Source organism: Agarivorans sp. Z349TD_8, from assembly GCF_050870825.2.
GTDB lineage: Bacteria > Pseudomonadota > Gammaproteobacteria > Enterobacterales > Celerinatantimonadaceae > Agarivorans.
Map to the genome: position 1 here is coordinate 1,586,165 of NZ_CP194037.2, position 18,674 is coordinate 1,604,838.

An 18,674-nucleotide genomic window follows, 5' to 3' on the forward strand; every position below is an offset into this window, starting at 1 on the left:
TCATGACACAATTTGTATATCCTTCAGGCTTTACAGTTTTTGCTGGCGTTGACGAAGTGGGTCGAGGCCCTTTAGTGGGCGATGTGGTGACCGCAGCGGTTATCTTAGATAAGCAAAGACCGATTATGGGCTTGAATGACTCGAAAAAACTTTCCGAGAAGAAAAGAACGCAGTTAGCCGAGCTGATCCGCCAAGATGCAATATGTTGGGCTATTGGCCGTGCATCACCAGCAGAAATTGATCAACTAAATATTCTTCACGCGACTATGCTCGCGATGAGTCGGGCAGTTGCAGCCCTCTCGGTTCAGCCTGAATTTGCATTAATCGATGGGAATCGAGAGCCACAGCTGAACATACCATGTCAGGCGATTGTCAAAGGGGATGGTTTAGTCGCTGAAATTAGCGCCGCTTCTATTATCGCTAAGGTGGTTCGGGACGAAGAGATGAATCAGTTAGATTTAAAGTACCCAAAGTATCAATTTGCCAAACATAAAGGCTATCCAACGGCAGTACATTTGGCAAAATTAAAAGAATATGGCCCAATTGAAGAGCACCGTCGTAGTTTCAAACCCGTTAAAAACGTATTAGGAGATCTTTAGTTGTCAGATAGCGTTAAATCACCAGCTTTTGTGCATCTGCGGGTTCACTCCGATTTTTCTATGCTTGACGGCCTGAAAAAAGTGAAACCGATTGTTGCGAAAGCGGCAGAAATGGATATGCCAGCGATTGCGTTGACCGATCAGACAAACTTTTGTGGTTTAGTGAAGTTTTATGGCGAAGCGCATAACCAAGGTATTAAGCCAATAATCGGTTGTGATTTTTTTGTTAGATCCGATGACTTTGCTGATGATTTATTTCGCTTGGTATTACTCGCTAAAGATAACCAAGGCTATCAAAATATCACGATGCTGATTTCTCGAGCATATTTGCGCGGTCAGTTTCAAGGGAAGCCAGTGATTGATAAAGCCTGGCTTGTCGAATATGCCCCTGGTGTTATTGTTCTTTCTGGTGGGCGTCAAGGGGATGTGGGTAAAGCTTTGCTAAAGGGGAATCAGCCGCTGGTAGAAAGTTGTATCAACTTCTACCAACAAGTATTCCCTGATAATTTCTTTCTTGAATTGATCCGCACGGGTCGCTCAGACGAAGAAAATTATTTACATATGGCGGTTGAACTAGCCAGTCAACGTCAGTTGCCAGTTGTCGCAACCAATGAAGTGGTTTTTTTAGAAGAAGAGCAATTCCAACCTCATGAAGTGAGGGTTGCTATCCATGATGGCTTTGCCATCGATGATAGCCGTCGACCTAAAAAATATAGCTCTCAGCAATACTTGCGTAGTGAACAAGATATGTTGGCATTGTTTGCTGATATTCCCGAGGCTCTGCAAAATTCGGTAGAAATCGCTAAACGTTGTAACGTGACAATACGTTTAGGGGAGTATTTCTTACCTGATTTCCCGACTGGCGGTCTTCCCATCGATGAATATTTTTGTCAGGTGTCGCGGGATGGTTTGGAAGAGCGGCTTGAGTTTTTATTTCCTGATCCCGAAGTACGTAAACAGCGTCGCCCCGAGTATGACGAACGTTTACAGATTGAACTTGACGTAATTAATCAAATGGGATTTCCCGGTTACTTTCTTATCGTAATGGAGTTTATCCAATGGAGTAAGGATAACAATATTCCGGTGGGGCCGGGGCGGGGTTCTGGTGCCGGTTCTTTGGTGGCTTATGCACAAAAAATCACTGATTTAGATCCCTTAGAATATGATCTATTATTCGAACGTTTTTTGAATCCCGAACGGGTTTCAATGCCTGATTTCGATGTTGATTTCTGTATGGACCGACGCGACGAGGTGATCGACCACGTTGCTGAATTATACGGTCGTGATGCGGTATCACAGATTATCACTTTCGGTACCATGGCTGCTAAGGCGGTGGTTCGCGATGTAGGGAGGGTGCTTGGCCACCCTTATGGTTTTGTGGATCGAATTTCTAAACTTATTCCACCTGATCCAGGAATGACCTTGGCCAAAGCGTTCGAAGCGGAACCTCGGCTACCAGAGCTGTATGATAGTGACGAAGAAGTTCGTGAACTCATCGACATGGCTAGGGTTCTTGAAGGCGTCACGCGAAACGCTGGTAAACACGCCGGGGGGGTGGTGATCTCACCCACCACAATTACCGACTTCGCTCCGCTTTATTGTGATGCGGAAGGTAAGAATCCCGTAACCCAATTTGATAAGAACGATGTTGAATATGCTGGTTTAGTTAAGTTTGACTTTCTGGGCTTAAGAACTTTAACCATTATCCAGTGGGCTCTGGATATGTTGAATCCAGTGTTGCAGGCAAAGGGTGAACCGCCCATTGATATTGCAGCGATTTCCACCACCGACCCGAAGTCGTTTAAGGTCTTGCAAGCTTGCCAAACCACCGCTGTGTTCCAGCTGGAATCTCGCGGGATGAAAGATTTGATCAAGCGGCTCAAACCCGATTGCTTCGAAGATATGATTGCACTGGTGGCTTTATTTCGTCCGGGACCGCTGCAGTCGGGCATGGTGGACAACTTCATCGAGCGGAAACATGGCCGCGAAGTGGTGTCTTATCCCGATGAAACTTGGCAGCACGAAAGCTTGAAGCCGATCCTCGAACCGACCTATGGCATCATCTTATATCAAGAACAAGTGATGCAGATTGCTCAGGTTCTGGCTGGTTATACGCTTGGCGGCGCAGATATGTTGCGTCGTGCAATGGGTAAGAAAAAACCCGAGGAAATGGCAAAGCAGCGCGCGGTATTTGAAGATGGCGCTATCAAAAATAATGTCGACGGCGAGTTGGCCATGAAGATTTTTGATTTGGTAGAAAAATTTGCTGGTTATGGCTTCAATAAGTCTCACTCGGCAGCTTATGCTTTAGTTTCCTACCAAACGCTATGGATGAAGACCCATTATCCAGCTTATTTCATGGCTGCGGTGATGTCGGCGGATATGGATAATACCGACAAAATTGTTACCTTAGTGGACGAGTGTAGCAATATGGGCTTGCAGTTAGTGCCGCCCGATGTAAATACTGGCTTATTTAAGTTTTCGGTAAATGAGCAAGAACAAATTGTTTACGGGATCGGTGCGATTAAAGGGGTTGGGGAAGGTCCAATTGAGGCTATTTTGGCCGCTCGGCAAGACCGACCATTTATTGATTTGTTCGATTTCTGCAGCCGACTGGACCTGAAAAAAATTAATCGTCGAGTCATTGAAAAGCTCATTATGGCTGGAGCCTTGGATAAACTTGGCCCACACCGCGCTGCGCTGATGGCGACCTTACCCTCGGCAATGAAGGCCGCTGCCCAGCAAGCCCAAGACACGGCTCGAGGTCAAGAAGATTTGTTTGGGGTGTTGACGGTTGAAGATGATGTTCGGCCTAGCTTTGTGGAACAGCCCAAGTGGAGCGAAAAAGTTTGGTTGGAGGGAGAAAAAGAAACCCTTGGTTTGTATCTTACTGGCCATCCGGTGAATCGTTATATTAAAGAGTTTCGACATTATACCTCTGGCCGCTTAGTGGATATTCGTCCAACGTCTCGAGATACCACTTCTACGGTGGCTGGTTTGGTATTATCCACGCGAGTGATGATGACCAAGCGGGGCTCGAAGATGGGACTGATTCAGCTGGATGATAAAAGTGCCCGCTTAGATATTATGTTCTTTAGCGAAGCTTTTGAAACCTATCAAGAATTACTCGAGAAAGATCGCATGTTGGTGATTCAGGGACAGGTCAGCGTTGATGATTTCTCCGGAGGCATTAAAATGACAGCTAGAGAAGTCATGGATCTGTCGACGGCTCGTGAGCGTTGGATGAAGAACTTACATTTAAGCTTGTCTTGTGAGCAGCTTAGTGAAGTTTTTTGGCAACGTTTTTACACAATTTTAGAGCCTTATCGCGCGGGGACTTGTCCGGTCACGATAAGTTATGAGGGCGATCGCGCCAGCGGCATGTTAAGCTTAGGCACCGACTGGCGGATTACGCCGAGTGAAGATTTAATAGAGGCGTTGACCCAACTATTGGGACAACAGCAAGTCACCCTAGAATTTAATTAAGAATAAGATTATATGAATCCCAATTTTCTAGAGTTTGAGCAGCCGATTGCCGAGCTGCAAGCACAAATCGAAGAGTTACGTATTGTGAATGAAGATTCTGTAGATGTTGATCTACAAGATGAAATTTCTCGTTTACAGGAAAAACAAAACGATTTAACAAAAAAAATATTTTCAGATTTAGGTGCTTGGCAAGTTGCGCAGTTAGCGCGTCATCCCAATCGTCCTTATATGCTTGATTATATTGAGCATATATTCACTGATTTTGATGAATTGGCCGGTGATCGCGCTTATGCCAACGACGAAGCTATTATTGGCGGGATGGCGCGTTTGGATGGCCAACCGGTGATGGTGATTGGTCAGCAAAAAGGTCGCGAAACCAAAGAGAAAATTCGACGAAATTTTGGTATGCCAAAGCCTGAAGGCTATCGTAAAGCCCTTCGTTTAATGGAAATGGCTGAGCGCTTTAAAATGCCCATTATCACTTTTATTGATACTCCAGGGGCTTACCCTGGTGTAGGAGCAGAAGAGCGTGGGCAAAGTGAAGCGATTGCCAAAAACTTATTGGTGATGTCTGGCCTTAAGGTCCCCACGATTTGTACCGTGATTGGTGAAGGCGGTTCCGGTGGTGCTTTAGCGATTGGCGTCGGTGATCGAGTCAATATGTTGCAATACAGTACTTATTCGGTTATTTCTCCAGAAGGCTGCGCGTCTATTTTATGGAAGAGTGCCGATAAGGCTCCGGTTGCTGCCGATGCAATGGGCATTACTTCAGAACGACTTAAAGAGCTGGATCTAATTGATGACATCGTTGTGGAACCATTGGGCGGAGCACATCGTGATGTGGCAATGATGGCGCATAACCTGAAAATCAAGCTATTGAGTGATTTGGAAACGTTAACGGCTTTAGACGTTGAAACCTTGCTTGAGCAACGCTACCAGCGTTTGATGTCCTACGGTTACTGTTAACTGTTTATTGGCATTGAGCCTTAAAGGCTTCAATGCCCGTTTTTCTAGGATTAGCAGTGTCACTTTTTCGCAACTTTGAGCGGTCTTTTACTAAACTGGATATTCCATTTACCAAGGTAGTGGTCGCTTATAGTGGTGGATTAGACTCTAGTGTATTGCTTAAACTTAGCCAGCAACTTTTCACTAAACACCCTCATATAGCACTTGTTGCGGTTCATGTGAATCACGGTTTACAACAACAGGCGAAGCAATGGCAGCGACATTGCCAAGAACAAGCTGAACTGTTCGGTGTGCCTTTTGTCGCGGAGTCTGCCGAGCTTCAAATAAAACCCCGAGAAAGTATTGAAGCTGCTGCGCGAACTGCTCGTTATGCGGCATTAGCAAAACATGTTGATAGTGAGAGCTTGTTATTAACCGCACATCATGCGGATGATCAGTTTGAAACTTTGATGCTTGCCTTAAAAAGGGGGAGTGGCTTAAGCGGTTTAGCGGCAATGCCAGATTGTCGCCGTTTTGCCCAAGGACATCTATTTCGGCCTCTATTGGTTTCAACTCGCGCTGATTTACAGTGTTATGCTCAAGAATCAGACTTATCTTGGATTGAAGATCCGAGCAATCAATCGATGCAATTTGACCGTAATTTTTTACGCCATCAAGTCTTACCCGAGCTCACTCAGCGTTGGCCTCAACTACTCCAGACAGTGCAGCGAAGTGTTACCCATCTACAGGAATCTAAACACCTAATTGACGAACTTGCCGAAAGTGATATGCGAAATTGTGCGCTTGCAGACTCGATAGATTGTGCTCAATTATTACTATTATCTGAGGCGCGTTGTAAGAATGTGTTGCGATTTTGGCTGAATGCCCAGAGCTGGTCTTATCCGAGTCAGGCTCAGCTGCAACAAGTAGTCGTGCAATGTCAGGCTAAAGCTGATGCTAAGGTGACGATCTCGTTGCCGCAGGGTCAGATCCGCCGATTTAAAGGGCGGCTTTATTTAGTCGATAAAGCTAGTCTATTTGAACAGTCAGAAGTAGATGTCTGGGATATGAATGCGCAACCCTGTTTGGAGTTACAAAATGGAAGTCGTTTAAGTTGGCACAAAGGTGGCCGTTTATTGCCGCCTGGTTCAGCGCAACGAGTTTCTATTCGTTTTCGTGATGAGTTAAGCATCGATAGTTTTAATTCTGCAGAGCGTCATGGGCATCGAAGTATTAAAAAATTATTGCAAGAAGCACATTTAAAACCTTGGTTGCGTAATCGCATCCCTTTTGTATTTTATGATGAGCACTTGGTCGCAATTGCCGATCTCTACACGAGTAAAGCATTTCTAGCTGAGCGTTCTGAAGGGATAAGGCTAAAATGGCAGGCGAGTCATTAAGCTACAGTATTTGTCTTTGCTTGATTGAGATAAGTTACATGGGCATTTCTGAGCGAAGCGAAGGGCCCAAGCATTTCTTTTAAATATTACTTGTCATTCATTTCGGCCCAAGACAGTTTTAGTGATAAATAATCGCAATGATGAGGCTTCAAGCGCTAGCTGCCTTGCTAGATCCGATCCCCTAAGCTATTAATTTTTTTGTGTGTCAGACTTATCTGCATAGAGCTGAGTATCGGCCTGTTGGATTAATTGCTTACTATCTAATCCTGGTGTCCAAGAACTCACACCGATACTGGCCGAAACATTATATTGGGCTAATAAAGGAGTATTTTGTAGCTCTTGATTCAAACGATTGATCACCATTCGCGCCGACTGTTCGGTCGCGGGTCTGAGTAGCATGGCAAATTCATCGCCGCCGATCCGAAAAGCTTGGTCACCGCTACGGATGACAGATTGTAACACCTGCGCAAAGCTGATGAGTACTTGATCTCCCACTGGATGCCCAAGTGTATCGTTAATTTCTTTGAACTTATTTAGGTCTAGTAGCATTAATACGAGACCTGCATCTTGTTGCTGGTTTTGCCTCGTTTGCTGTTTAATTGAGGTATTCAATGATTCGTCGAAATGGGCTCGATTACCAATACCTGTTAAATAGTCATTTCTGACTCGCTCTTGTAAGCGATTAATTTGTAAGGCATGTTTTAATGGCAATTGAAGCAACTGGACTAGTTGGCGGAGTTTTGATATCTCGCCTTGTTGAAAGGGAGTGTCACGAGTAAAGGTCGCAATGGCTAAGCTATTTTGTTTATGGTTTAGGCTAAAGCTACGATAATAGCGTTGTCCTTCAAACAGGCTCACTTGCTGTTGGATATCGTCACTCACTAGACGCAAAGCAGAAAAATTCACAAAGCGAGTTGCCATAGCGGCAAAGTTTTGCAGTAGCTCCTCTAGCTGCAAGCTTTCTTGTAGGGAGTCTATAATACTCAGTTTTTGTATAGGATTTAGCTTCGCGTCATTAGGAAAATGCGATACTTTTCCATGACTTACTACTTCATTTTGCGCTAATTGTAGAGAATCCATAGTGACTTTACTCATCGTTAAATCTTTAAATCGGCGTCAATAACGCTGCTCTATTAGATATAAAGCAAATCTTGGGCCAATTAATCCTGAATAAAAGTCAAAATCTTGTCAATCTGTGCTGATGCGTCTTTATAGCCATGGTTGAGTAAGCAAGTGGTGTAGGCTTGTTCAAACATCAAAAAGCTGGTAATTGAAGAGGGTTTAGCTTGTTTAATCCCAAGAGTGGCTAGCATTAGCTTGACGCTTAAAGGGAGGTGCTGGTAATAGTTGTGGGCGAGTTGGTCAAAATCAATGCTTGGTTTAATGCTGAGGCTTGTAATCGGTCGTAAGTTTAATTGCTGTTGTTGTTGTTCGCTGAGAAGTTCGATGGTGCGATTAATTCGTTCGAGCCGCTCTAGATCTGAGTTTAAGGTGTCGGAAAAGATTGAATCCAACAAATGACCTGCAATTGCAGCGCTATTCGGCGCTAGGGGAGTCAGCATTGATGATGAGCGACGTTGTTGCTCTAAGTGGATGGTGACTATTTTATCTGCGCCTAAGTGGATGGCTGGGCTGAGGGGGCAAAGCTGATGAATCGAACCATCGCCGTAGTAATCTTGTCCTACTTTTGCAGCAGGGAAGATTAAGGGAATAGCGGCAGATGCTAGCAAGTGGGTTGTGTGGATTTGGGTCTTATGACCTAATCTTCGTGCTCGCTGCCAGTTTTGCTGAGCCTCTTCAGCTTGAAAGAATGATAGTGAGTTACCGTCTTGATAATTTGAAGCGGTAACCGCTAAGGCATGTAAATGTTTACTTGCGATATTTTGGTCTATTCGCTTGTAGTTGAGATAGTTATTGAGTAATTGTTGTAAGGGTTCGTTGTTTAACAGTGAAAATCCATGTTGACGGCCATAATCGGCATGTAAGCTTTTACAAAGCAGAGACGACAATTGTTTGGCAATCGTGAGGCCGTCAGTTTTGAATACTTGTTTACAATGAAAGTTTCGCCAAATATATTCGAGTTTTTTAACGCCAAGTCGAAAGCAAGATGCATAAACCGCTAGCGCGGTTGCATTAATCGCCCCCGCTGAAGTACCACAAATAATTTGAAAAGGACTGGCGTGATTACGAGGATATTGTTCGGCAATAGCCTTGAGTACCCCGACTTGATAGGCAGCTCTAGCCCCTCCTCCTGTGAGTACTAAAGCGACTTTTTTATTGGTGTGGTTATTAGCTTTTGGATCCATAATTATATGTTAGCACAGCCATTTATAAACGTTTGTTTGGAGCATCAGGACAAACGACAATAAAAAAGCTGGCTATAGCCAGCTTCTAAAGTTTGCAGGTTGCGGATTAAAATTGTTCAAAAACTTGCTCAATGGTTACTTCAACCTTTTCACCACTGCGTCGGTTTTTGTATTCAATTACACCTTTATCCAAACTACGATCACCAATTACAATTACATGTGGAATTCCAATTAACTCAATGTCGGCAAACATCACGCCTGGGCGTTCTTTGCGATCATCAAATAATACTTCGATTCCGCGCTGTTTGGCTTCTTCATAAAGCTTGTTGGCGACTTCTTGAACCCGATGAGATTTATGCATGTTCATGGGAACGATCGCAAGGGTAAACGGCGCGATGGCTTCCGGCCAAGTAATGCCGTATTTATCATTGTTTTGCTCGATTGCTGCGGCAACGATACGCGATATGCCAATGCCGTAACAGCCCATGGTAAGGACTTGATTTTTTCCTTGCTCGTTGAGAACAGCAGCATTCATCGATTTGGCATAAGCTTCGCCTAGTTGGAAAATATGGCCAACTTCAATCCCTCGTTTAATCGAAAGTGTACCAGAACCGCAAGGGCTGGGGTCACCTTCAATGACATTGCGTAAATCAGCAACCTCTCCAAGGGCGACATCGCGATCCCAGTTAATACCAAAGAAGTGCTTATCATCGATGTTTGCTCCCGCGCCAAAGTCACTGCAGTGTGCGGCACTTCTATCGACAATTACTGGGATTGCTAAATTGACTGGACCGAGGGAGCCTGGACCTGCACCAATGACTGCTCGAATCTCTTCTTCACTGGCAAACTCTAAAGGCGCTGCAACTAGCTCAAGTTTTTCGGCTTTAATTTCGTTAAGCTCGTGATCGCCTCGAAGAATTAGCGCGATAAGTTGGTGCTCTGATGTTTCACTTGCTTTAACAATCAGGGTCTTCACTGTTTGTTCAATGTTAAGCTCAAATTGCTCTACTAATTCAGCGATGGTTTTTGCATTAGGGGTCGCAACTTCGCGCATCTCTTGACTTGGCATCGCACGCTCACCTTTAGGAGGAAGCGCTTCGGCTTTTTCAATATTGGCGGCGTAATCACTGCCATCAGAGAACACAATTGCATCCTCGCCTGACTCTGCAAGTACGTGAAATTCGTGTGAATGACTACCACCAATGCTACCCGTATCGGCTAATACGGGGCGATACTCTAAGCCTAGGCGTTCAAAAATACGACAATAGCTTGCATGCATCTCATCATAAGTCTCTTGTAAGGACTCTTCAGACAAATGGAAAGAGTAGGCATCTTTCATCAAGAATTCACGCGAGCGCATCACACCAAAACGAGGACGGACTTCATCACGGAATTTGGTTTGAATTTGATAAAGATTTAGCGGCAGTTGCTTGTAGCTATTAATCTCTTTTCGGACTAGTTCTGTGACCACTTCTTCGTGGGTTGGGCCTAATACAAAATCGCGTGAATGGCGGTCTTTAAAACGTAATAACTCGGGACCAAATTTGTCCCAGCGACCGGTTTCATGCCATAAATCACTTGGTTGAACAACTGGCATACGGATCTCAACAGAACCACTGGCGTTCATTTCTTCACGAACAATTTGTTCAACTTTAGAAAGCACTCGCAAGCCATTAGGGAGCCAAGTGTAAAGACCTGAGGCCAGCTTTCTAACCATGCCTGCACGTAGCATCAATTGATGAGATACAATCTCAGCATCACTTGGCGTTTCTTTCTGGGTAGCCAGAAGATATTTGCTAGAACGCATATCTGTCCTTTCATTTTATTAGTAGTAAATTGCGGCGATTGTAGCAGGCTAACTATTGTCTGTCAGGCCTTGTCACGTCGGTCACCGATGATTTTTGCAGGGTTTCCGGCAACAATCGCCCATTTGGGAATATCTTTGGTGATCACCGAGCCCATACCAATGACCGCATGGTCTGCAATCGTGACACCATCAATGATACAACAATTAGCACCAACCCAAACATCTTGGCCGATACGAATGCCTTTCGAGGTATTGTTTTGTTGCCAAACAGGGGTGTCAGGATGCATGCCATGATTAAAGGCGTATATTTTAACGCCATTGGCGATTCGGCTGTGGTTGCCAATGGTTACGCCCTTCTTCCCGCCATCAATTGAGCAGCCATGATTAATGGCAACATCTTCTCCGATTTGAATAGGCCCATGCAAAAAGCATTGAGCGGCCACGAAAGTGCGTGCGCCAAGTTCAATGTTTCGACCCGGTTCTGCAAATAGTTGGGCGTCGGGGGCGATGAAGCAATGTTCTCCAAAAGCAACGGTTTCCAGAGCACTTAGTTGTTGTTGTAGTTGCTGTTGCCAAGGTGTTGCCCACTCTAGGTGTTTCGCTTTGAGTTTAAAATATAACCAGGGCATCCATGCCAAACGTTGCTTATGTTGGCTCTGATAGTCGGGTGGCTTAACAGGCATGCTGCACCGACAGAATAAGTAACTGCTGCGCTTCTGAAGGTAAACCGAATACCTGCCAGCGAAGGTTAAATTGGTAGAGTCTCACGCCATAAACTTTGTCATCCAGTTTAAGGCGTTTATAAGCGGGTCGCGGATCTTGCGCTAAGACTTGCTCGATGACTAAAGATTGTTCGGTGTTTATATTAAGCTGCAGCGCTTGTTGTTTCGCGGTGTCTGTCCAGCCAACAGATAATTCTGATCTGGGTTGGTTTTGTGCATAGCCTGCTTTTGCGTCGATAACACTGTCACTATAGGGAAGGTAGGGTTTAACATCATATATTGGGGTGCCGTGAACCAAATCCCCACCTTTAAAATGTAACACTGGGGCGCTTGTATTGCGTTCTACATGGCTTAGTTCCATCAGTGAGAGTCCAAGATGATTCGGTCTAAAACTTGAGCGAGAAGCCAATACGCCGACTTTTTTATTACCGCCTAAACGTGGGGGACGAACTTTGGCTTTCCAACCAGCTGAAATGTTTTGATGGAAAGCAAACATTAACCAAAAGTGACTAAACTGCTCAATTTCATCGAGCATGTCGAGATCATTGAAAGGTGCTGTAAATATCAGTTGAGTCGAGATTGCAGTGACTAAACCGGGTTGTCGAGGGACTGAAAATTTCTCAGCGTATGGTGACTGAATATAGCCTAAAGGCTCAATGGTCAGGCTCATAAATTCTAAATCTTGTAAGCTTTTCCGAAACAACTCAGCATCGCTAGGCATGCTGGAGGCTCATTAATGGGATAACACTGCTGAATGACGACAGCATTTGCGCCTAGTGCGGCCGCTTGTTCACGTAAATCATTACGCGCATCGACCATTTGAGGTGGCGCTTGATTGACTTTTTCTTGGCAACTCACACCTTCTATAATACCTAAGTATTCTGAATTTAAAGGGTCAATATGTTCTTCTGCGTAGATAGTAACATTGGCCGCGGGCAGATAGTTATCGAAATTTTGTTTGTCGATATTGCTGTTGAAAGAGTAATTACCGCTACAAGCTGTAGCCGTTATGGCCAGTGCGGCAAGAAATAATTGGCGCATAATCTTCCTAATAGTTATTTAACTTGAACTGAGTCATCGCTTGAGAGATTAGAGATGTACTTATTGATAATTTGAGGTTTATTATACCATCACTTTGTTGCACTTGCTGATGCTAATTATTTGTGATGAATAACTTGAAGGGTCTGGCGTTTACCGAGGAAGGGGAATGTATAAACCTAATCTGCGTTTTCCGATTAAATCGAGCATAGCGTGGCGCAATAGTTTGCTACTGCTGACCATACTTGTCAGTTTAGCGGGCTGTCTCTGGTTTAGCCAAAGCCAAAATTGGCAACTTTCACCTAGATGGGTAATTTTAGTTGACCTTGGTATTCTTCTATCATCGTTTTTCATTAGTTTTTTATGTCGCTATTACTATCGCCGCAGCGATAGCTACTTCATGCTGGTATTTAGTCTCGGTTTCTTTACCTTGAGCGCTATAGAACTTTGTTTTTTTCTGGTTCGTTACCAACTGTTCTTTTCGTTTTCTGTTGTTAGCCATAGTCATTTAGTGATTTGGGCGGGGTTGATTTCCCGAGGGTGTTTAGCTTTTATTTTATTGACCTCGGGGATGTTAGTGCATCGGCTCTATCGGTTAGCGAACGGCGGTAAAATGAGTCCTTCAGTATTGATTATCGCCAGTGTTAGTTTTGCTTTACTTAGTATTGCCTTTCTATATGTCGTCTCTTTGCCTTTTATGCAAAGTTCATTAAGTTATTTGCAGTTACCCGCAGAGTTTGCAGTGAGCTGTGCTTTTGTTTTGCTGATTGTGTCTTATGGTGTAAGGCTACGCTGGTTAAGTGAACCGCTTGAATATGGTATCTTGATCTTCACCTGTATTCAGTTCGTTTTGTATTTCTGGGCTGCACCATCGCAACTTGCAGCTGATAATTTTATGCAACTTGTTATCGCTTTGAGTAAACTTTTTAGTTACTTGGTCGTGATTGCTGCCGTTTTTTTACAGGCTAAATCTGCTACACCGCTGAATGGCGGGACTCGGACTTTGCGCCGAGAATCTCGCTTGATCCGATTATTTGAACGTTCTCGGAACCGACAATATCCTTGGTTTGTACGGGTTAAAAACTCGCTTAGTAGTTATGTCTCTTTGCTGAGTGCTTGTTTAGTGGTGATGGGCGTGGCTAGCACCTCACTTATATTTTATTTTGCCTTTGTGTCAAGTTTAGAAAATGAACGAAAACAGCAGCTAAGTTTACATAGTTCTATTCAAGTGGAGCACTTGGATCGTCGTATCAAACTCGCTTATGACGAAATAAGTTTATTTTCAAGGCGAGATGTTTTAGTTGGTTTTTTCCAGCAACAATTTATTGAAGGGAATTTTATAAATATAGAGCCCTTATTTTGGAAACCTTGGTTACGTAGCAACATTAATAAGTTATTTTCGAGGGTGCCAGCTTTGCGAGCGGTGCATTTAGTTGTTGTGGCACAAGGTCAACAATTTGATTACCTATCGGTGGCTAAAGGAAAGACACCTGACTCACCTAAATCCTTGCTATTGCTTGCCGCACAGCAGCCTAGCGTGGTGCATGCTCAAGCTATCCGCGAAAATAATGATGATGTCTGGTCTTTGGCTAAGGCTGTGACGAAGAGCGATGGAAAAGTTGCTGCTATCTGGGTGTTTCAATATCAACAAAGTAGTGTGTTTAGTTTGGTATTACAAGAGCCTCCAAGCTATTTAGCCGATCATGGTTTGAGTGATTCAAATGGTGATGATTTGTTAGTTTTCGACGTTAACGGAGAGCGATTATGGCGTAAAGAACAAGTTATTGCTGTGAATGATGAATTTCAAGCTGCAGAGTATCAAAGGGTTAAGCAGCTACTGGCTTCTCCGGTGAAAAATGTCGCGGAACAAGTTATCAAATATGGCTCGTACCTTCTGAGCATCCAGCGATTAGCGTATATGCCTAACAATTCGCAAGAATATTTAGATTTGGTGCTGGTGGCTGATTACCAACGCACAATCGCTGGGTCAAAATTGGCAGCCAAGCAGGCTTTGATCGTGGCCTTAATCGTTATGGGTTTCATGGTGTTATTTGGCTGGTTTTTTGCGCATACCATTGTGTCGCCGTTGCGTTATATCACGCATGCGATGTTGTTGTATGGTAAACGGAATCTTCGAGTCGTTTTACCAGAGCAATCTAATGATGAAGTTGGGGTGCTTGCGAGTACTATTAGTCAAATGATGGCAGGGATTGATAAACGAGCAGAACGGTTAAATAGCCAGTTGCAATCTTCTCGGAAAAATCAACAGCAACTCAAGCTTACACAACAAAAAGCTAAAGTCTCTACGCGAGTCAAAAGTGATTTTTTGGCGATGATGAGCCATGAAGTTCGCACACCTATGGACTGTATCGTCAATATGACTGAGTCATTGAGTTCATCGCCACTCAGTTCAGAACAGATGGAATATGTCAATACGATACGTTTGTCGAGTAAAGCCTTATTAGCCGTGGTAAATGATATTTTTGATTATTCAAAAGTTGAAATGGAGACTATGGCGCTGCGTTTAAATACCTTTAATCTGAAGTTAACCTTATCAGATGTTGTTAAGATGTTTTCCTTGCAAGCAAAGGAGAAACACATTCAACTGCGTTTAGATTATCCAGCTTCATTGCCTAGCTCATTTTTAGGCGATCAAGGGAAGATCCAGCAAATTTTCATTAATTTAGTCAGTAATGCCCTGCGGCATACTGAAGTTGGACATATTACGCTTAGTGTTCAATTTACCGAGCAGTCTACGTTAGGAGAAATGGTTGAAATCTCGGTGAGTGATAGTGGCGTCGGCATTTCTGAGGAAGCACAAGAAGATATGTTTCGCTCTTTTGCCAAGAGCGAAAATCTAAATCATCATTGTTTTGCAGACATAGGTTTAGGCTTGATGATATGCCAGAGACTTACGAGCCTAATGAATGGCGATGTAAAAATTCGCTCACGTCTTGGCTTAGGAACTGAAGTTTCGATTCATTTACCGCTCTCTAGTGTTGATAGCTATGATCAGCATTCTGTGAAGCGAACGATTGTATTGGAACGTCTATATGGGCAAGTTTTACTGATTGAAAGTGACATTGTTAAGCAGCGTATTGTTAGTCATGTTTTGAATAGTTTTGGGCTTAAAGTGATTCTCGCGAATAACGGACATGAAGCGATCGAAATGTTTAAAGGTTGGGGGACACAATTATCCTTGATCCTTATTAATTGCCAGATAGCGGATAAATCTGCCTTTCATGCAAGCTCGGTGATTCGAAACTTAGAGAGTAATACCCAACGGATCCCAATAGTTGGTTTGACCACTGATCTAAATGATGAAATGAAACAAGTTAGTATTGACTCAGGAATTGATGAAATGCTAATTCAGCCCTGTGAACGCGAAGTACTATATGGCTGCCTATCTCAATGGCTTGGTACGAATGCATCCGCGGGTAGGGTTATTCAGTCGAAAACCTAGCCAACTATTGCGTGATGTAAGCCATTTATTGATCTTAGTCTAGTCAATTAAATAAGTAATTATCTGAACAATTGAAATAACCCATTCGCCTTTTAGTGTTGTAGAATCGGTAGTCTAGTTATTAAGATAAAGTGTATTTAATGAAACAAGCTGCAGTTTTCCTCGACCGAGATGGTGTTATCAATCATGACCATGGCTATGTATCTAAGGTTGACGATTTTGAGTTTATTGAGGGTGCAATTGAAGCGATGCAACAGCTCAAAAAAGCTGGGTGGTTATTGGTGGTGGTGACTAATCAAGCAGGTATTGCGCGAGGCTATTTCTCTGAGCAACAGTTTTTAAGCCTAACAGAATGGATGGATTGGTCCCTAGCTGATAGAGGCGTTGATTTGGATGGGATCTATTTTTGTCCTCATCATAAAGATTATGGTAGTGAGGATTACCGAATTGATTGCAATTGTCGCAAGCCAAAGCCGGGAATGTTACTTGAGGCTGCTAAAGAGTTAGGTATTGATTTGACTAATTCCTGGCTGGTTGGCGATAAAGGCTCTGATTTGTTAGCCGCTAAAAACGCCGGAGTAAGCAACCGTATACTGGTGAAAGGACAATATCCGCTTAAAGCTGAAGAACTTCAGTTAGCGAGCAGCCAAGTATCATCATTGAAAGAAGCGGTGAGTATCATTCTGCAAGATGAACGCTAACAAGCATTAGGGTTACCATGAAGGTTCCTCGTGATAATACTTAACTTGCTTGTTTTATCGACATTTTTTAGCCGGATACGCTTGCATTGTTCGATATCTGAGCAGTTAAACAAAAAACTGTGATTTTCTTCAAAAAAGGCTTGCACCGTAAGCGCGGATCCCTATAATGCGACTCCACTGACACGGCGGGCAGCACGCAAAAAGCGCAGCAGCAAGCAGTCAGGGTTGGTAAGGCCTGAGGCTTTATCAGCGGCGGTTAAACGCTTCAAACTTTCCTTAGAAAAGTTCTTCGGAAAAGATTGAAAAAAGCGGTTGACAGTCACCGAGGATGGCGTAGAATGCGCACCTCGCTTCGCAAGAAGCAACGCTCTTTAACAATTTATCAAGCAATCTGTGTGAGCACTCACAGAGCACTAAGCGAAAAAAATTAGCTTAAGTGGACTGGAGTGACACACTGTTTTAACAGTAATAATTTCAGTATTTACTTTGAGCGAAAAAACTTTGATTGAAGAGTTTGATCATGGCTCAGATTGAACGCTGGCGGCAGGCTTAACACATGCAAGTCGAGCGGTAACATTTCTAGCTTGCTAGAAGATGACGAGCGGCGGACGGGTGAGTAATGCTTGGGAATATGCCTTTACGTGGGGGACAACAGTTGGAAACGACTGCTAATACCGCATAATGTCTTCGGACCAAAGGAGGGGACTCTTCGGAGCCTTTCGCGTAGAGATTAGCCCAAGTGGGATTAGCTAGTTGGTGGGGTAATGGCTCACCAAGGCGACGATCCCTAGCTGGTTTGAGAGGATGATCAGCCACACTGGGACTGAGACACGGCCCAGACTCCTACGGGAGGCAGCAGTGGGGAATATTGCACAATGGGCGAAAGCCTGATGCAGCCATGCCGCGTGTGTGAAGAAGGCCTTCGGGTTGTAAAGCACTTTCAGTTGTGAGGAAGGCAATATGCTTAATACGTATATTGTTTGACGTTAGCGACAGAAGAAGGACCGGCTAACTCCGTGCCAGCAGCCGCGGTAATACGGAGGGTCCGAGCGTTAATCGGAATTACTGGGCGTAAAGCGTACGCAGGCGGCTTTTTAAGCCAGATGTGAAATCCCCGGGCTCAACCTGGGAATGGCATTTGGAACTGGGAAGCTAGAGTTTTGTAGAGGGTGGTAGAATTTCAGGTGTAGCGGTGAAATGCGTAGAGATCTGAAGGAATACCAGTGGCGAAGGCGGCCACCTGGACAAAAACTGACGCTCATGTACGAAAGCGTGGGGAGCAAACAGGATTAGATACCCTGGTAGTCCACGCCGTAAACGATGTCTACTAGTTGTCTGTGGGTTTAACCCGTGGGTAACGCAGCTAACGCATTAAGTAGACCGCCTGGGGAGTACGGCCGCAAGGTTAAAACTCAAATGAATTGACGGGGGCCCGCACAAGCGGTGGAGCATGTGGTTTAATTCGATGCAACGCGAAGAACCTTACCTGCCCTTGACATACTAAGAACTTTCCAGAGATGGATTGGTGCCTTCGGGAACTTAGATACAGGTGCTGCATGGCTGTCGTCAGCTCGTGTCGTGAGATGTTGGGTTAAGTCCCGCAACGAGCGCAACCCTTATCCTTATTTGCCAGCACGTAATGGTGGGAACTCTAGGGAGACTGCCGGTGATAAACCGGAGGAAGGTGGGGACGACGTCAAGTCATCATGGCCCTTACGGGCAGGGCTACACACGTGCTACAATGGCATGTACAGAGGGATGCGACCTCGCGAGAGCAAGCGGACCCCAGAAAGCATGTCGTAGTCCGGATCGGAGTCTGCAACTCGACTCCGTGAAGTCGGAATCGCTAGTAATCGTGGATCAGAATGCCACGGTGAATACGTTCCCGGGCCTTGTACACACCGCCCGTCACACCATGGGAGTGGGCTGCAAAAGAAGTGGGTAGTTTAACCTTCGGGAGGACGCTCACCACTTTGTGGTTCATGACTGGGGTGAAGTCGTAACAAGGTAGCCCTAGGGGAACCTGGGGCTGGATCACCTCCTTATTATGAACGTTTATGTTTTGTGACGTGTTCACACAGATTGCTTGATAGAAGATAAAGAGAGAAGTCTGACCTCGAGTTAGGCGAAGGGTTTTGCATTGATGGCAAGGCTCACGAAGGCGCAGTGAGGGCGTGTAGAGAACTACATTACCGAGCGAGCACTGA

At 44.5% G+C, this 18,674-nt stretch carries 12 protein-coding genes and 1 rRNA gene; 7 read left to right on the plus strand and 6 right to left on the minus strand.

The genetic code is table 11. The features are described 5' to 3' along the window. Positions 1 to 2: 2 nt before the first annotated feature. The 4 genes from rnhB to tilS are packed head-to-tail and all read left to right on the plus strand — an operon-like array spanning position 3 to position 6,430. Positions 3 to 599: a ribonuclease HII gene (rnhB, locus tag ACRRS1_RS07170; RefSeq protein WP_432468090.1), complete on the plus strand. Its 597-nt coding sequence runs from the start codon at positions 3 to 5 to the stop codon at positions 597 to 599. Positions 600 to 659: 60 nt separating this feature from the next. Next, positions 660 to 4,085 carry a DNA polymerase III subunit alpha gene (dnaE, locus tag ACRRS1_RS07175; protein WP_432461102.1) on the plus strand — a complete coding sequence of 1,142 codons (3,426 nt, stop codon included), beginning with the start codon at positions 660 to 662 and terminating at the stop codon, positions 4,083 to 4,085. Between the two features lie 12 nt (positions 4,086 to 4,097). Next, positions 4,098 to 5,051: an acetyl-CoA carboxylase carboxyl transferase subunit alpha gene (gene accA, locus ACRRS1_RS07180; RefSeq protein WP_432453837.1), complete on the plus strand. Its 954-nt coding sequence runs from the start codon at positions 4,098 to 4,100 to the stop codon at positions 5,049 to 5,051. Between the two features lie 56 nt (positions 5,052 to 5,107). Continuing rightward, positions 5,108 to 6,430 (plus strand): tRNA lysidine(34) synthetase TilS, encoded by a 1,323-nt coding sequence (gene tilS / locus ACRRS1_RS07185; protein WP_432468089.1) that lies wholly within the window; start codon positions 5,108 to 5,110, stop codon positions 6,428 to 6,430. 189 nt (positions 6,431 to 6,619) lie between these two features. On the opposite strand, the gene ACRRS1_RS07190 is transcribed toward tilS, so the two are convergent. The 6 genes from ACRRS1_RS07190 to rcsF form a co-directional block, all read right to left on the minus strand. Then, complete coding sequence (locus ACRRS1_RS07190; RefSeq protein WP_432468088.1) at positions 6,620 to 7,525, minus strand: GGDEF domain-containing protein; 906 nt, start codon at positions 7,523 to 7,525, stop codon at positions 6,620 to 6,622. A 65-nt stretch (positions 7,526 to 7,590) separates the two neighbouring features. Continuing rightward, positions 7,591 to 8,736, minus strand: a complete 1,146-nt coding sequence (locus ACRRS1_RS07195; RefSeq protein WP_432453834.1) for a patatin-like phospholipase family protein — start codon at positions 8,734 to 8,736, stop codon at positions 7,591 to 7,593. A gap of 106 nt (positions 8,737 to 8,842) precedes the next feature. Continuing rightward, on the minus strand, positions 8,843 to 10,543 hold the full coding sequence (locus ACRRS1_RS07200) for a proline--tRNA ligase (RefSeq protein WP_432462865.1): 1,701 nt from the start codon (positions 10,541 to 10,543) through the stop codon (positions 8,843 to 8,845). A 62-nt stretch (positions 10,544 to 10,605) separates the two neighbouring features. Continuing rightward, positions 10,606 to 11,226 (minus strand): acyltransferase, encoded by a 621-nt coding sequence (locus ACRRS1_RS07205; RefSeq protein ID WP_432453832.1) that lies wholly within the window; start codon positions 11,224 to 11,226, stop codon positions 10,606 to 10,608. Further along, positions 11,216 to 11,986, minus strand: coding sequence for a tRNA (N6-threonylcarbamoyladenosine(37)-N6)-methyltransferase TrmO (gene tsaA, locus ACRRS1_RS07210; RefSeq protein WP_432468087.1), 771 nt, complete (start codon positions 11,984 to 11,986; stop codon positions 11,216 to 11,218). Before tsaA ends, ACRRS1_RS07205 begins: the two co-directional genes overlap by 11 nt. Beyond that, positions 11,941 to 12,306, minus strand: coding sequence for an Rcs stress response system protein RcsF (rcsF, locus tag ACRRS1_RS07215; RefSeq protein WP_432453830.1), 366 nt, complete (start codon positions 12,304 to 12,306; stop codon positions 11,941 to 11,943). Before rcsF ends, tsaA begins: the two co-directional genes overlap by 46 nt. 166 nt (positions 12,307 to 12,472) lie before the next feature. Here rcsF and ACRRS1_RS07220 point away from each other — a divergent pair, with 166 nt between their 5' ends. The 3 genes from ACRRS1_RS07220 to ACRRS1_RS07230 all read left to right on the plus strand — a co-directional run bounded on the left by ACRRS1_RS07220 (position 12,473) and on the right by ACRRS1_RS07230 (position 18,512). Then, positions 12,473 to 15,766 carry an ATP-binding protein gene (locus tag ACRRS1_RS07220; protein WP_432468086.1) on the plus strand — a complete coding sequence of 1,098 codons (3,294 nt, stop codon included), beginning with the start codon at positions 12,473 to 12,475 and terminating at the stop codon, positions 15,764 to 15,766. A gap of 140 nt (positions 15,767 to 15,906) precedes the next feature. Next, the gene (gmhB, locus tag ACRRS1_RS07225) at positions 15,907 to 16,467 is read left to right on the plus strand and encodes a D-glycero-beta-D-manno-heptose 1,7-bisphosphate 7-phosphatase (protein WP_432468085.1); all 561 of its coding nucleotides are present in this window, start codon (positions 15,907 to 15,909) and stop codon (positions 16,465 to 16,467) included. Positions 16,468 to 16,969: 502 nt separating this feature from the next. Next, a 16S ribosomal RNA gene (locus ACRRS1_RS07230) occupies positions 16,970 to 18,512 on the plus strand. The last annotated feature ends 162 nt before the right edge of the window (positions 18,513 to 18,674 follow it).

Bases quoted from the DNA above. Each gene is read 5' to 3' on its own strand.
- rnhB (WP_432468090.1), top strand. From the start codon at position 3: ATGACACAATTTGTATATCCTTCAGGCTTTACAGTTTTTGCTGGCGTT.
- dnaE (WP_432461102.1), top strand. From the start codon at position 660: ATGCTTGACGGCCTGAAAAAAGTGAAACCGATTGTTGCGAAAGCGGCA.
- accA (WP_432453837.1), top strand. From the start codon at position 4,098: ATGAATCCCAATTTTCTAGAGTTTGAGCAGCCGATTGCCGAGCTGCAA.
- ACRRS1_RS07190 (WP_432468088.1), bottom strand. From the start codon at position 7,525: ATGAGTAAAGTCACTATGGATTCTCTACAATTAGCGCAAAATGAAGTA.
- ACRRS1_RS07195 (WP_432453834.1), bottom strand. From the start codon at position 8,736: ATGGATCCAAAAGCTAATAACCACACCAATAAAAAAGTCGCTTTAGTA.
- ACRRS1_RS07200 (WP_432462865.1), bottom strand. From the start codon at position 10,543: ATGCGTTCTAGCAAATATCTTCTGGCTACCCAGAAAGAAACGCCAAGT.
- ACRRS1_RS07205 (WP_432453832.1), bottom strand. From the start codon at position 11,226: ATGCCTGTTAAGCCACCCGACTATCAGAGCCAACATAAGCAACGTTTG.
- tsaA (WP_432468087.1), bottom strand. From the start codon at position 11,986: ATGCCTAGCGATGCTGAGTTGTTTCGGAAAAGCTTACAAGATTTAGAA.
- rcsF (WP_432453830.1), bottom strand. From the start codon at position 12,306: ATGCGCCAATTATTTCTTGCCGCACTGGCCATAACGGCTACAGCTTGT.
- ACRRS1_RS07220 (WP_432468086.1), top strand. From the start codon at position 12,473: ATGTATAAACCTAATCTGCGTTTTCCGATTAAATCGAGCATAGCGTGG.
- gmhB (WP_432468085.1), top strand. From the start codon at position 15,907: ATGAAACAAGCTGCAGTTTTCCTCGACCGAGATGGTGTTATCAATCAT.